Raw genomic sequence first — 15,332 nt, 5'->3', positions numbered from 1 at the left:
CGGGGGCCAATCTTACGGACAGGCTCTGACAGTTGTCAGTCCTCAGGCGGATACGGCCTCCCAATGAACGGTTAAAGCTTACTTGATCTCCTTGGCAATATTCATTAAATTTGATCATACAAGGCGGATTCGCCATTAGGCAATCCGCCATAATCGAAGCCAATAATATTCAAGCTCTGCCTGAGGGCCAGGGCCATTATCCCATTACGATGCTTAATTAAGTTTGGGGTTTTACAATTAGTCCATTATATCCGTTCCAGCAATCTCATTACTTTCTATAACCGGTTGTTCCAATATCCGCGACAACCACGCTTCAGCTGTTTTTTCATGTACCTGTAAAATAATATTGGGAAACAATCCGAATACCAGGACCAGCAGCGCAGGCGCGCACAACAGGAGCAGTTCACGGCGGCGCAAATCCTGTAATTGCCAAACGGTTTGGTGAATAATCGGGCCAAAAAACGCCCTGCGCGTGTAGTCCAGCATGTAGGCCGCGCCCAGTACGGCAGCGGCGAGCGCTGCGATGCCAAGACTGGGATGTGCCGCCAACGCGCTGATAATCAGCAATAATTCCGCCGGAAAACCGCTGGTGCCTGGCACGCCAATACTTGCCAAGGCAAATACGAAATAGAAACAAGTCAATTTTGGCATGACCTTAGCCAAACCGCCCAAATGGACACAGTCCGTACTGCCCAGGCGGTGATGGATAAAACCGGCAATCAACATCAGCGAGCCGGCCACCAGCGTAAAGTTGAACAACTGAAAAATAGCGCCTTGTATGCCCTGCATATTCAATGCGGCGATACCAACAATCACCAAGCCTACATGGCTGACGCTGGCATACGCCAACAGGCGCCGCAGATTGCTCTGGTACAGGGCGATCAATGCGCCATAAATGAGGGTGATAGCGCCCAGGACTCCGAGTATCCAACTGTATTCAACGGCTGCAGAAGGCGCTAAGGGCATGGTAAAGCGGATAATGCCAAAAGCGCCCAGTTTCAATCCGGTCAATAGGGCTGCAACTTGCGGTGAACCCTCCATAGTGGCGGTAGGCATCCAAGTATGGAAAGGGATCAACGGGGTTTTGACGGCAAACGCCAGCAGCAATAATAAAAATACCGTGCCTTGCAATTCATCCGGCAAGGGTTTTTCGAGCAGGACAGGCAGGCTAAAAACCAATTTTGTTCCAACACCATCTGCTGGCAAATCTGTATTTAGCGCCAAGATAACAATGGCAATCAATAATGCCGCACCGCCAAATAACATGAACAAGGTGTACTTGACGGCTGCAACACGTCGGTGCGGGCCAATACCCCATAAGCCGATCAAAAAGAAAATGGGCGGCAAGGTAAGCTCCCAAAACAGGAAGAACAACACCATATCCAAAGCGGTAAAAACACCAATGGTAAGCCCTTCCAGCGCCAGCAACAGGGCGTAATGGAACGGCTCCAAATGCTGTATGGAATTCCATGACGCCCCTATCGCCATGAGTGTGAGGAAGGCTGACATGGGTAGGAAAAGCACGGAAATACCGTCTATGCCCAGCAGATATTCAACATTCAGGCTAGCTATCCAGGCATGACGTTCGACCAGTTGAAACTGCCCACCGTCATCGGCATTAAACCAATACAAGGCCAGCAGTGACCCCAGCAATTCAATGACGGCGACGGAGGCCGCAATTTTTCTGGCTCGGTCTTTATCTCCTGCAAGCCCGGTCGCTATCGCGCCCAGCAAAGGCAGGACAATAAGCAAACTGAGTAGGGGAAAATTCGCAACGCTCACTAGTGGGCATCCTTGTCTTCGCCTGAATCATTATTAACAGGTGGCCCTTCTTCATATTGCTGGGTGCTGTGCATCGGATACTGGCTGACTAGGTCAATAACGTCCTTATCTATCAGATTAAATAAGGGCATTGAATTCAAGCCTGTGCCGATATGAAGGCCGCAAATGACAATCGCGATGAACCGCTCCTGGAAATGGGTTTTGCTATTTCGCAGATAGGCGATGTGGCGTTTGGATTTGGCCAGGAATATCCGCTGAAATGCCCAAAGCAGGAAACCGGCAGCCAATACGTTGCCGATCAGGATCGTGACAGCAACACCCCATTCATGTTCGTCGATAACGCCTTCAACAAGCAAATGCCCGGCATCGAACCCTAATGAACCGGGCATAATCAGGGTACTCAGCGCAGTGATCAGGAACAACAAAGCCAATGTGGCATGGCTGTCAAACAGGTTGCCAAGGCGTGGAATCATGACAGTTCGGGTTTGCTCGTTAATCAGGCTGATGCTGAAAATCATCCCTACCGATGCCAGCCCGTAAACTAACGACAATAATAAAGCACCCTCCAGGCCATGCTCGTTGAAACTAAAAATACCAAGAACCAATACACCTGTGTGGCTAATCGTTGCAAATGCCAGTAAGCGGTAAATATTGTTTTGCATAAACGCTAACAACGCACCGTAAAAAATGCTGATAAGGCAGAGCAACAAGACAAATCCTGCCCATTGTTCAGCAACGCCGGGAACCAGCGGAAAAATAAACCGGACTGTGGCATAAACACCCAGTTTTAAGCCCACTATAAAGACAACGATCCCCGTAAGCCCACCCTGTTCGACCAACAGCGGCAACCAGCCATGAAAAGGAAACAAAGGCATACGAATGGCAAAACCATAAAACAGCAGGATAAAAATCAACGTCTCATCGTGCAAATAAGCATTATTGTTTTTGAGGGTCAACAGGTCGAAAGTCAAATCATGTTCCGAGTCAATCAAACCGAATGCCAGCAACAAAAAACCGCACAAAGTCAGGAACAGGCTACTACCAAAAAATTGCACTAAAGTGATGATGAGATGCCGTTTTTTTTGGTCTAGTGCCGATTCTGTCGTTAACGCAATAACCGTCACCAGCTCCAATACAGTTAATATCCAGAATTGCAAGACATTCAACGCAGAAAACGCGCCTATGAGTATGGCTTCATAGGCGAGGATACCCGCGACCAATTTGCTGTTCCCCGATAAGCGGGTAGCGGAGACATAAACTAGCACCAGCAAGGCTAAACAGGTGATTAACGGGAAGAACAGGATGTTCAGGCCATCGACACCGACGCTATAACTCAGCCCTAACCAACTGGCTTGTTCGGCTAATTGAACACCAGGCTTATCGTTGTCAAACACGCTCAGCAAATAAAAGCTGAGCGCAGCATTCAGTAAGGTAGCCGCATAACCTAAACGCATGGTCATGACTACCGAACGCGAAGTCAGGACGGCAAACATGGCAGCCACAGGGATAATCGTCAGTGTTGTCAACAAAGGAAATCCGACTGATTCTGACCAAAGCGATACCGATGTAACCATAAGCCTTAAAACGCCACCAACAAGGTGATAAAGACCAATAGCACAAGATACCTTGGCCTGAGCACGGTGACCTCAAATTTATTGGTAAGATGCCCTATTCCCCGTCCCAAATGAAGTGCATCTTTACTAACGCCCTGCAACACCAAACGATCTTCAAACCAATGCACCAAACCCGCCGTCCAGCCCGCCAACAGGCTTGCCAAACCTGTCCCGCTGGTAAATGTGCTGCTGCCATTATCCAGTCTGGCACCCAAACTACGCTCTTCCAGTTGTGCAAGGGTGGAGGCCGCATTCATAGTGGGTGCAGGAATGCCCATCAACCGATCAACAATCCTGTCGTCAAAATAACTAAGATCATGCGCCAATCGTCGGACAGGTTTTACCAGTGCCCAGTCAGTTATCTGCTCTACCCAGAAGCGCTGTAAGGATGCTATAAACAACCACCGATTGTTTGCCAATACCCAGGCAACAGGCTTGATCGGAATATCCTTTACGTTGTGCATAAACGATGGCGCTACCAGCAGCAAATAACACCGGACGACGGCATGGGCGCAAAGATGCCAAGCAGCTAACTGGCAAAAACCCAGGCCACACTCCAGGAACATCAAGCCCAATTGCCCGGTGGTTGCAAACACCAGCGAACTTTTGACATCGGTCTGCGTTAAGCCGGAAAAATAACTGTATAAGACTGTTGTTGAGCCTGAGAAGATGAGCAAAGCCGTTACCAGTGGAGTTTGCCTGATTAGCGGCTCAAGCAGGATTATCAGATAGACACCCGCATGTACCATCACGGCGCCATAAAATGCGGCGCTAGAGGGCGTGGGGCCTTCCATGGCGCGTGCCAGCCAGGGCGAAAAAGGCAGTTGCGCTGATTTTGCCAAGGCCGCGACAACAAAGCAAAAAGCGATAGCCGTAACTTCGCCCTTAGTTAGTTCAGTCGCCGCCGCATTCAGGCCTGACCAGTTAACACTCCCGGCCCACATATAACTTAGGCCAATGCCCAGCACAAACCCGACATCGCCAATCCGGTTGGTGACGAATACCCGAGTTGCATTGGCAACCGCCACTGGACGGTCATAAGCGTAAGCGATTAACAGGTAAGAACACAGTCCGGCAATCTCCCAACCCACAAAAGTACCTAAAATATTGCCCGACAATACCAACAACAACATAGCCGAAGAAAATAGGCTGAGGATAAAAAAGAAGCGGTGAAACCCTGCTTCCCGGTGCATATAATTGATCGAAAACCGCGTGATAACCATCAAAAGCACGGCAAACAAAGCAGCCAACTTAACGTTGAAACCTGTTGTAATGAAATTAAGGGAAATATCCAGGTTATCACTTTTCAGCCACAAGCCAACCGTAAATGTGCCATTATTTCTGTGCAGCATATCCGCGCCCAATAATGCCAGCGCCAATAAGCACGACATACTGATAGTCCAGGTGGCGGTGAGTGCAGTGAACGTCTCACTGGCTTCGCCTTTGATGGCCCCAAAAAGGTGTCCAATGCCGATGACAACAGCGGCAAGAACAGGCATGAGCGGGATTAAAACGACTAGGGCATCCATATAATTAAGGTTCAAGGCTCAAGGGACAAAAATCAGTGCAAACCTAAGCACAGATTTTATTAGCGCCAAGAAAAGCCCTCTCCAAAGGGAGAGGGTTGGGTGAGGGGAAATAATAAAACTAGTCATTCTTGCCCGTAATTACTTGAATAACCAAATATATTTTCTCCAAAACCCCTTCAATATCATTGCTTACATCATTGTTCCAGAAACGGATCACTTCAAATCCTCGTTGTGCAAAATAAATACTCCTTTCACTGCCATATTGTGTTTGGTCAAAATTAATCCTGATTAGCAAGATGCTTCAGCCAATGGGCGGGTAGCCCTTCTCCCTTCGGGAGAAGGCTGGGATGAGGGGACCTAAAAAGCAAAAAGCCCTATTGAACCCCTCACCCTAGCCCGACCCCTCTTTACGCTTTCCCCGTGGGAGAGGGAATCAGTTCCTTTTCGGCTGAAGCATCTTGCTAATCAGGAAATGTTGTGAACTATCTAACTCTATAATCAACTTTAATCCAAGACAGAAAAAATCAACAATGAAAGGAGCAATTGGGAATTGCCTACGAAACTTGAACTCCAATATTTGTCTATTCCTTAACCTTTGTCAAAGTAATTGCTCTACATCGGTTTGGTTATGCCTTAGCGATCTAGCTGTATTGGTTAGCTTCATTTCATTTTCCCCTCACCCAACCCTCTCCCTTTGGAGAGGACTACTCCTAATTCCCGCCATGTCGGGTTGTTGTATTAATGCAGGAGGAACAGGTAAGGTCTGGTTATGATAACAGTCCGGTGATTTGGCAAAAACGGGAAGTTCTTTGGCTTCGGCTTGCCAGGGAACAAAACCTACGCCGCGTTCAAAAGTAAAGATTTCGCCGGTATCAGGATCCATCGCACTCAGGAGTATCCAACCACCCGCAATCAATTCCCGTAGGCTTTCCTGGCGGGCATAGATTTGTTCGAGAATGGTCGTTTTGGCTTCTACCAGAATTTGTAGTCTCATAGCCTCATGAATTTCCACCATTTGCAGAGGAAGGCCTGTGCGTAAATCGCTGCTCGCTCCTTCCATTACCCCAAAAAGTCCGGTTACATTGTGCGGAATTTTAGTGCCGCATCCGAAAGTATCATTCCCAATTGTTGAAAAATAATATTCCAAATTAATACCAGCGCCGACTGGGCCAGCTGTTAGCAAGATCGATTCGATGATTTTCCCTTCAAGGTCTTGTCTAGCGTCATAGGAAATTAGGAAAACCCTGCGATCCAGGAATAAGCCTTGGGTCATGGCGCGTCGTCCAATAACAGCGGCGGCATTGGATGCGTGTCCAAATTCGGGACGTACTTGGCTTAAATCATGAGCTCTCAAAGTAACATGTTGAAAGGCGTGGCTTTGTGATGAGGGATTGTCAGCCGAAGCAAACCGCCTACAACGCTCATGTGCAGACCACGCTTGTGCTTGGCTGATCGCTTCCCTGAAGCGCCCGAAATTTTCCCGTAACGCCTCAGGCATTGTATCCAGATCATACCAACTCATCGCATCGCTACAGGTATCGTGCTGCATACCAACAAACCAGCAATCATCAGGAATAATTAAACCTTGCTGGACTAACAGCTGACGAACTTCTGGACGATTCGCCATCGCTGCAAATGCCCGTGCATTCGGGCCACCTTGGCGACCACCGCAAGCACCGCAATCATGAGCCGCTTCATGTGGGTTATTTTTGCTGGTCGAGCCATGCCCCGCTAAAGCCACAATGGGCGCAAAACCATCGGTCAAGCCCAAAGCCCGCAGTAATGTTCCTACCCGCTCGACTTGCTCGTTATCTGTAAAACCCAACCGGGGGTATTCAGGCGAACCAGCCGTAGAAGTATTTAAAGAGATAATTTGTAATTCTGTAGCGACTGATGGCTCAATAAAATGATGTAGCCGCTTAGTTATCGCCTTACTTAAGCCCGGTAGTAATGATTTGCCTAACGTGACCAACAAGACGAATGGGGCAATTAGATTTAAAGCCACAAAAGACACTATCAGCCGATGACGAAAGGTGTGGTAAAAAACATTTCTAAACCGCTGAAAAAAACGTTGCCCTTTTTGATGTGAATACCATATTTTTTCTTGCCCTTGTTTCGGTATTTCATCGACTTCGTGCACGGGTGTTATGACTACTGGACATAAAGGGATCACATGCGTTGCATCTAATCCCTTAAAGTTCATCGGAATACCAAAAAACCCAGCCGCCCCTAATGTTTCAATGGCAGGATTAAGTTCTTCCAGATGACGACGAAAACTTTCTTCCCGCTCGTCCATACACATGACAATTTGTGCTTCAGGCCGTCTATCGCGCCTCGCCCAACGGCCACGGTTCTGGTTGGCGCGCAAGGCTTGAAACAAATCTTGCCGATAATGTCTTTCGTAAGCGACTAACCAGACTTTGCTGCGTTCTGTGGGGCTAAACTCATCCAGTACCGCTAACAGTGCCAGCAATCCAGTTTTACCCAGTTGTTGGGTGTGTTTGGCATTCAAGCCCAAGTGCTGGCATAACCGGAACAACCGCCAACCGGCATTATTGGCTGCATGTTCCTCCTGTTTTTCCGCCATTGGGCTAATTTGCCAAGTATAAATCAGGTCGGCCAGATGCTGCCAGTCGGAACGGCACTGCCGTTCAGAACCCGCGCGGATGGTCAGCGATTCCGCCTGTTGCGTGAGATATTCAGGCAATATCCCTTGATAGAAATGCTGGCGCACCACAAATTCAGACAAATTCTTGCTGAAATAACTTCGCAATGCACTCAATCTGGCCTCGCGCTTCCAGGTATCCCTACACACCTGATTCAACCAAAGCCTATCTAGCGTCAGGCGAATTGACAAATAATCCGCCAAGCTAGGAATCATATTATTTGCCGTATAGTACTTGGGATGTTGTTGCCGCCAGTTAATCATCCCCGCCCATCCAGGCAGATCCAGGGCTAGTCTACATAAGTATCCTTCCCATTGTTCTTGTGGCAGTTCAAGATATTCCAGTTGCAGGATGATGTTGTCGATTGCATCTTCTGGCAACTCAGACATGATTTGCGCCCAGTCAGGCAACTCGTGCAGGAATGGATACGTATCATATTGGGCTATTTTGCGCCACGCTCCGTACAAACCCAACTGGCTGCATTCAGGCAACTGCCAAGCGGCAACGCCTTCATCCAAAGCCGAGGCGCACATCCTAATCATCTGCGGACGGATAGCATCCAATACATCTTTTCCGCTCAATGCGAGAACAAAACCGCGAAGGCTGATGCTATTGCCCAGTCCGTCAAAATATCGCTGTAAAGCTGAACGCGCAAGTCCCCTGGTATGCTCGTGAATTGAGGCGGTGTCGCGGGTTTCATCCAGCCAATGCTCGGTTTGTTCCAGCGACAGGTCAAGCATATTTTCTGGATGAAGCGCAGCCGATTTCAGTCCTAATTGTGTGCAGAGACTTTCCCAAAGCTGCCTGACTGGAGTTTCAGCACTGTTGTCGCCGGACTTACTCGACACTAACCATTCATTTCGGACAGCATCAGGCACATCGGCTTGGACTGTATCCAGCGCATCCAGTTCTTCAATCTGCCAATTTAGCTGGCTCACGCTGATAGCCTGTAGATCAAACAACAGGGCAATGTGGTAGATGTCCTTGCGCTTGATTACCTTGTCTTCCAGCTTGCAGACGACTTGTTCGGACTGTAACTTCGGATTTTGGGTGAGGGCTACCGTCAAATCGCTATCGTCAATCCGTCCCTGCTGATAAAAAGTACGATTCTGGGCTTCTGGAAGATAGGCAGATATGCCCGTCAGTTTTTCTGACTCCGCAAGTGCCTCTTCAAATGGCAGGTGTTGATAGCCATGCAAGGTGTTGTGATGGACGAAATCCTGTATGGGCGCTTGCGCGGGCAAGACGTGGTCTAAATGGGCCAATGCCCTGGCAATAAGCTCGCGATCACTTAACGTGTTGTTATCAAATGCTTGATGCAATCCCGACATGGCTACCAATCAAACCCCACCGCTTATCAATTGATGTAACTGTGCAATGGTTGCCGCCGAGAGTTCAATCAACGGCGCAGGTAACAGGCCGAACAATACGATACTTGACACCAGGATTCCGGCAGCCAGCAGTTCATAAGACCGCAGATCTGCGATATGTTGCAGTTGTGGGCGCACGGGCCCAGTGAATAACAGGGTAATGGTGCGTATGGCATACGCGGCGCTAATCAAGATGCTCAAGCTAAAAAATACCATCAACCAACCCCATTGTTGAAAACCGCCAATCAAGGTATGGAGTTCAGCGATAAAGCCCACAGAACCGGGTAGACCCATCGCCGCAAATAAAGTCAAGGTCATAAATACTGCAAAACGCGGCATCACCTGAACCAGGGAACTGTAATCCTGTAGGTCACGGGTATGGGTACGTTCATACAACAAACCGACCAGAAGAAACATCGCACCGGCAATCAATCCATGCGCCGTCATCTGTAAAACTGCCCCTGTCATGCCTGTCTCATTGAGTGCGGATATGCCCAGCAACACGATACCCATGTGGCTCACTGACGAATAAGCCACCATCGCCTTAAGGTCGGTTTGCCGCCAAGCCAACAGGCCGCCGTAGATCATCCCGAACAGCGCCAGGAACACCAGTAAGGGCTGTAGCGTGTGCGCGGCTTCCGGCACCATCGTCACCGCCCGGATTAAGCCGTAAGCGCCCATTTTTAAAAGGATACCCGACAACAGGATACTGACCGGACTGGGCGCTTCGACGTGGGCAAGCGGCAACCAGCCATGCAAGGGAAAGATCGGCATTTTAACGCCGAAACCGATTAAGAACCCAAGCAAAACCAGCACTTGCTGAGCCTTTGGCATCTGTAAGGCTGCTTGGCTCATGGCGCTCATCAAGGAGACGTGATCCGGCACATACTGTAAAACGGTCAGCAAACTAAGCTGCATAAAGACCGCCCCACCCATGGTATACAAGACGAAGTTAAGGCTAGCGGCATGTTTCCGCTTGCCACCCCATCGGTCAATCAGGAAAAATAAGGGGGTTAAAGTCAGCTCCCAAAAAATAAAAAAGACCAACCAATCCTGGGACAGGAACACCCCTAACATGCCGAATTCAAGCAACAAGATGCAAATATTGTAACCTTTAATCCGGCTAGACAGGTTAACAGAAGCCAATAGGGCAACAGAGGTAAGCAAGGTCGCCAACACCAGTAATGGCGCTGACAAACCATCAACGCCTAATGCATAGGCGTTGCCTAACTTGGGATTGAGCGGAAAAAATTCGTTTAATTGCAATCCCGCATTTTGCTGATCGTAAGCAGCAATTACGCCACAGCTCATCAAAAAAGCGAGTGTGGTGAATAAATTTGCCACCCAACGAATGGCCTGGGCATGTTGGCCGGGGATGAAAGCCACTATCAACGCCCCAACAGCGGGAGTCCAAAGTAGAACGCTGAGAATTCCCATAACTTACAGTTTTTGAATTAGTTCGAGCTATTTACTATGGATATTGGGTTATTGTACTCGCTCATAGACCTACTTTCTAGGGCAGCAGAGCCAATCACTAACCAAGCAACATACATGCCAAAATATTAAGATCTGCTGTATAGCCTTATTTATCTCGAAAGACGACACCCTGTTGTCTCGTTTGAGTCTGACTCTCAACCAACAAATGGCTTAAATAAACCAAAAGCATGGGTGTATTTGAACCAATTCATCTCTGGAAGAAAAAAATCCTTACCTGATACCGTGGAAATTACCGCTTGCCTTAACCTACGATTTCGCTTTTTTCACCACATCTTCTTACCAGGAAGTTTTAACGGGAAAATCCCCTTTCCCCAAACACTTTTTGAAGCTCGCTTTCACTTAGCTTCAGCGGGAGACGGGGGCGGTCTCCTCCAATATGACCAACTCTTGATGCTCTTTAATCTTTTCCTTCCCATATAAATCAAGCGTCTCGACACGAATGTTGTTATCTGGCGCGGATGCCAGAAAATCATCAATCGTTTCCAGGATGTCGTGGTCAATGAACTGTGCCTTTTGCGCGTCAATCGTGACATTGCTATTTTCTTCGACCAGCAAGATAAATTTTCTCAGCAAGGCCTTATTCAAAAAAGAAACATCCTTATTCAGCGTTATCAGGTAATGGTTACCCGATTTGGTTAGGGTCTTGGTCAAAGTAATGGCCGCATGATAATTCGCCTTAATCACGAAAAACAAACCGATCGCCATACCGATTGCCATGCCTTTTAACAAGTCAGTCGCTAAAATAGCACCGATGGTAATGACGAACGGCACTAGCTGGCTCAACCCTTTGTGGTAATAGTCCCTAAACATAGAAGGCTTTGCCAGTTTATAACCCGTATGCAACAGAATGGCCGCCAAACAGGCCAAAGGAATAGCATTCAGGAAACGCGCAAAAAACAAGACACTGATTAACAAGAAAACGCCATGGACAAAACAAGACAGGCTGGTTTTGCCGCCCGCATTGATGTTTGCAGAACTACGGACAATAACCGCCGTTATCGGCAAGCCGCCTAAAAGGCCGCTGATAATATTGCCCATGCCTTGTGCCTTAAGCTCGCGGTTAGTGGGCGTCAAACGTTTTAATGGATCGAGCTTATCGACAGCCTCAAGGCTTAACAAGGTTTCCAGGCTGGCGATAATCGCGATGGTGACGGCGACAACGTACACATGAGGATTGCTTAGACAACTGAAGTCTGGAAACACTAGATGATTAAAAAAATCGCTAGGCTGCTCCGATACCGGCAAGTTCACAAGATGGCTTGGATTCACTTGCCATTCAGGGGCAAATTTCGCAGCAAACTCGTTGAAACAGACGCCCCACACGACCGTGACCAAAGGGCCGGGTATCAATTTTAACAGCGCTTGCGTCTTAAACCAGGGCAATTCCCACACGATCAAGATCAACAAACCGACAGCGCTGATAACAGCAGCACCAAGCGAGATAGCGTGTAGGGAATCAAACAGTTCAAAAAAGCTCGATTCTGCTGTTTCTTTCATGTAGCTTTCGTCACCCTCAAAGCTGAGGTCATACCCGACGGCGTGGGGGATCTGCTTGATGATGAGGATCAAGCCGATAGCCGCCAACATGCCCTTAATGACCGCAGAAGGGAAAAATGCGCCAATCACCCCGGCTTTTAGAAAGCCCAACGCCAATTGCAGGATACCCGCCAGGACGCAAGCAACCAGAAACGCCTGAAAACTGCCTAATGCTTGTATGGCATTGAAGACAATCACAGTAAGGCCGGCTGCGGGGCCGCTCACGCTCAGTTGCGATCCGCTTAGCCAAGACACCACCAAGCCACCCACCAGACCCGCAATCAAGCCGGAAAATAAGGGCGCCCCCGATGCCAGCGCAATCCCCAAACAGAGCGGCAACGCGACCAGGAACACGACAATCCCAGCCGGCACATCTTCCTTGACATGGTGAAAATAATAGTGCGCTTTATGTATCATGTTTAGCTCCGATATCAGTGGGCCGTGTCTAAAATAGAATATTGAATCAAAATTATAATGGCAACTGAAAATATTCTTATCTTTCCGTACATGGACATAAAAACTATAACACGGGTTCCAGAGAAGTCACGACCTTGATTACTTGAACTGCTTCCTGAAAAAAACCATGAACAGCAGTAATGATGAAAACCAGCAGACCACCAAAGCAAATACATCATGACTGAAAATCTTAGCATTGCCGTGCAAAATGTCAACAGAACCTAGCCTTCTCACTCAATGGAGAAGGCACTCAACTGCTTTACTTAACGGCATTGATCAGATGATAAGGCAATTATTTCGCTCTTGCCCGGCAAAGCATTGTAAACTCCGTCAAGCATCTGCGTTTTTTCTTCTGATTTTATGACTTCCCTCCCAACGTGTAGTTACCGTAACATACGCCCGTAAGTTATTTCTCAAATAATACTAGCTGCAACTTTCAACCATGAATAGGAAACACTATGACTCCGGTTATTTTATGTGGCGGTTCGGGAACCAGGCTCTGGCCTTTATCCCGAGGACAGCACCCCAAGCAATTTCTGCCCTTAACATCTGAACACACCATGCTGCAGGAAACAATGCTCAGGCTTTCTGGGCTGGGCGGGTTAAAAAGTCCGATTTCGGTATGTAATGAAGATCACCGGTTCATGATGGCAGAGCAACTGTGGGAAATCGGGGTAAAGCCCGCCGCCATTATTCTGGAACCCGTCGGTAAAAATACTGCCCCCGCTGTTGCAGTTGCTGCATTATCGGCAGAATCTGAGGATGAGATCTTACTAGTATTGCCTGCCGATCACGTCATCACAAATATTGAGCCTTTTCACTCGGCCATTGTTGAAGCGGAGATATTAGCCAGGCAGGGTTATCTGGTCACTTTTGGCATAGTGCCTACCCATCCTGAAACCAGTTATGGCTATATCATGCGAGATTCCGCACAACAAGGCAGTTCTTTTAAAGTGGCGGCATTTGTTGAAAAACCCGATTTAGCCACAGCAAAAAATTATTTAAAAAGTGGTGACTATTTATGGAACAGCGGTATGTTTGCATTTACCGCCGGAAATTTCCTGAAAGAACTGGAAAAATTCAACCCAGAGATATTGTCGGCCTGCAAGCAAGCCCTGAGTGCGGCTAAAACCGACCTGGATTTTATACGGTTAGACAAAACTATTTTTTCCACCAGCCCTGCCGATTCCATTGATTATGCGGTAATGGAAAAAACCGACAAAGCGGTTGTTGTCCCTCTAGCTGCGGGTTGGAATAATGTCGGCTCCTGGTCTGCATTATGGGATGTGACCGATAAGGATGCTTTCGGTAACGCAATTAGTGGCGACGTATTGACCGTTGACACCAAGAATTCCTATATCTTCTCGGAAAACAAACTGGTTACGGTCATTGGTGTCGAAGATATGGTCGTCATTGAAACCAAAGATGCCGTCATGATTGCCTCTAAAGACCGGGTACAGGAGGTCAAACAGATCGTAGATCAGCTCAAACAGCTTGACCGTAGTGAAGCCCAAGTCCATAGAAAAGTCTACCGGCCTTGGGGACATTCTGATTCGGTCGATACCGGGGATCGCCACCAAACTAGGCGGATAGTCGTCAAACCTGGCGCCAAACTGTCTCTGCAAAAACACCATCATCGTGCCGAGCATTGGGTTGTGGTCAAAGGCACCGCGCTGGTTACCCGGGGCGATGAACAAATCTTGCTTACTGAAAATGAATCCACCTACATTCCTTTGGGTACAGTGCATAGGCTCGAAAATCCCGGCGTTATCCCTTTGGAAATCATTGAAATTCAATCAGGCAGTTACTTGGGCGAAGATGACATCGTGCGTTTTGGCGATAGCTTTGGAAGAGTTTAATTTCGTCCAGTCGTAATCGTTAATAAAGACAACGTCATATCGGCATAGATTGGCGACGAGGATTCCATCCCCTCTTCCGCACCTCCTCCATCCATGGATGGTCGCCGCGATCCAGGGCACATGGATGTGTACTTAGCAAAGCCATTCCTGGCTTCTAGATTCTATCAGCCGGATGGGGCTACCCCGTTTGCAGGGTTTTTAGGCAGCGTTCTCAATTAAGCCAAATAGCAGTGGCGGCTAAGCTGAGCATCGCCCGATAATTACGCGCCAACCGCTCATAGCGGGTTGCGGTGCGGCGGAAGTTCTTCAATTTTTGGAACAGGCGTTCGACCAAGTTACGCCCCTTAATAAAGGGTTTTGTCATAATCCCTGGCTATTTTCCTGTTGCTTTTGGGTGGGATAACAGGGACGGCATGGTTGTTCTTGATGGTGTCCACAAACGTATCCGGGGCATAGCCTTTGTCGGCCAACACAAAGTCCGCCTTAAAGCCTTCGGTCAACGCTTGCCTGTGTGCATTCGGAAACCTGCCCCGCCGTGGGCGGCAAACGGGCCGGGTTGCCCAACGCATCGACGGCAGCGTGTATTTAGTGCTTAGCCCGCCCCGTGACTTGCCCATCGCTCCGTCCTGTTGCCGTTTTTTTGCCGCACCATTGATGGACACGGACGACGCTGCCATCAACCATCAAACACTCCAGGTCAGGGCCGTCGGCCACGGCAGCCAATAGTTTCGTCCACGTGCCCTTGCGCCCCCAACGGTTATAGCGCACATACACCGGTGCCCATGCCCAAAATGGCTGGGCAGGCCACGACAAGGTGAACCGGTGCCTGCTATCCATAATACGGCCTCAATAAACAGGCGGTTATTGGATGCCGTCACCCCACAATCGCCGGGCTTGCCTGGCAATAGGTCTTGGACGCGTTCCCATTGGTCATCCCTTAAAATAGTCCTGGGCATAAGCCCTGTTAGAAATTTAAATATAATACAATAACATCAGGCTATTTGTTAAACTTAATTGAGAACAG

The 15,332-nt window shown here is 48.4% G+C and carries 8 protein-coding genes and 2 pseudogenes; 1 reads left to right on the top strand and 9 read right to left on the bottom strand.

The features are described from left to right. Window positions 1-237 precede the first annotated feature (237 nt). From ACLQ6D_RS15480 to ACLQ6D_RS15445, 8 genes and pseudogenes are all read right to left on the bottom strand, one after another. Complete coding sequence (locus ACLQ6D_RS15480; protein WP_411728212.1) at window positions 238-1,782, bottom strand: complex I subunit 4 family protein; 1,545 nt, start codon at window positions 1,780-1,782, stop codon at window positions 238-240. After that, window positions 1,782-3,311: a complex I subunit 4 family protein gene (locus ACLQ6D_RS15475; protein WP_411728211.1), complete on the bottom strand. Its 1,530-nt coding sequence runs from the start codon at window positions 3,309-3,311 to the stop codon at window positions 1,782-1,784. The genes ACLQ6D_RS15480 and ACLQ6D_RS15475 overlap by 1 nt, the downstream gene beginning before the upstream one ends. 50 nt (window positions 3,312-3,361) lie before the next feature. After that, window positions 3,362-4,939, bottom strand: coding sequence for a proton-conducting transporter membrane subunit (locus ACLQ6D_RS15470; RefSeq protein WP_411728210.1), 1,578 nt, complete (start codon window positions 4,937-4,939; stop codon window positions 3,362-3,364). A gap of 103 nt (window positions 4,940-5,042) precedes the next feature. After that, window positions 5,043-5,219: a DUF559 domain-containing protein gene (locus ACLQ6D_RS15465; protein WP_411728209.1), complete on the bottom strand. Its 177-nt coding sequence runs from the start codon at window positions 5,217-5,219 to the stop codon at window positions 5,043-5,045. Between the two features lie 138 nt (window positions 5,220-5,357). Next, window positions 5,358-5,510, bottom strand: a pseudogene (locus ACLQ6D_RS15460) (endonuclease domain-containing protein); the annotation flags it as partial. Between the two features lie 90 nt (window positions 5,511-5,600). After that, window positions 5,601-8,921 (bottom strand): DUF2309 domain-containing protein, encoded by a 3,321-nt coding sequence (locus ACLQ6D_RS15455; RefSeq protein ID WP_411728208.1) that lies wholly within the window; start codon window positions 8,919-8,921, stop codon window positions 5,601-5,603. 9 nt (window positions 8,922-8,930) lie between these two features. Further along, a complete protein-coding gene (locus tag ACLQ6D_RS15450; protein WP_411728207.1) occupies window positions 8,931-10,397 on the bottom strand; it encodes a complex I subunit 4 family protein in 1,467 nt (488 codons plus the stop codon). A 405-nt stretch (window positions 10,398-10,802) separates the two neighbouring features. Next, the gene (locus tag ACLQ6D_RS15445) at window positions 10,803-12,410 is read right to left on the bottom strand and encodes a SulP family inorganic anion transporter (RefSeq protein WP_411728206.1); all 1,608 of its coding nucleotides are present in this window, start codon (window positions 12,408-12,410) and stop codon (window positions 10,803-10,805) included. Between the two features lie 497 nt (window positions 12,411-12,907). On the opposite strand from ACLQ6D_RS15445, the gene ACLQ6D_RS15440 reads away from it, so the two are divergent. Then, window positions 12,908-14,308, top strand: coding sequence for a mannose-1-phosphate guanylyltransferase/mannose-6-phosphate isomerase (locus ACLQ6D_RS15440; protein WP_411728205.1), 1,401 nt, complete (start codon window positions 12,908-12,910; stop codon window positions 14,306-14,308). A 211-nt stretch (window positions 14,309-14,519) separates the two neighbouring features. Here ACLQ6D_RS15440 and ACLQ6D_RS15435 read toward each other — a convergent pair. Further along, a pseudogene (locus ACLQ6D_RS15435) lies at window positions 14,520-15,264 on the bottom strand (IS5 family transposase). Window positions 15,265-15,332: the final 68 nt, after the last annotated feature.

This window comes from Methyloglobulus sp., from assembly GCF_046714055.1.
GTDB lineage: Bacteria > Pseudomonadota > Gammaproteobacteria > Methylococcales > Methylomonadaceae > Methyloglobulus.
This window is presented reverse-complemented; position numbering and strand designations above follow the sequence as displayed.

Bases quoted from the DNA above. Each gene is read 5' to 3' on its own strand.
- ACLQ6D_RS15450 (WP_411728207.1), bottom strand. From the start codon at position 10,397: ATGGGAATTCTCAGCGTTCTACTTTGGACTCCCGCTGTTGGGGCGTTG.
- ACLQ6D_RS15455 (WP_411728208.1), bottom strand. From the start codon at position 8,921: ATGTCGGGATTGCATCAAGCATTTGATAACAACACGTTAAGTGATCGC.
- ACLQ6D_RS15445 (WP_411728206.1), bottom strand. From the start codon at position 12,410: ATGATACATAAAGCGCACTATTATTTTCACCATGTCAAGGAAGATGTG.
- ACLQ6D_RS15440 (WP_411728205.1), top strand. From the start codon at position 12,908: ATGACTCCGGTTATTTTATGTGGCGGTTCGGGAACCAGGCTCTGGCCT.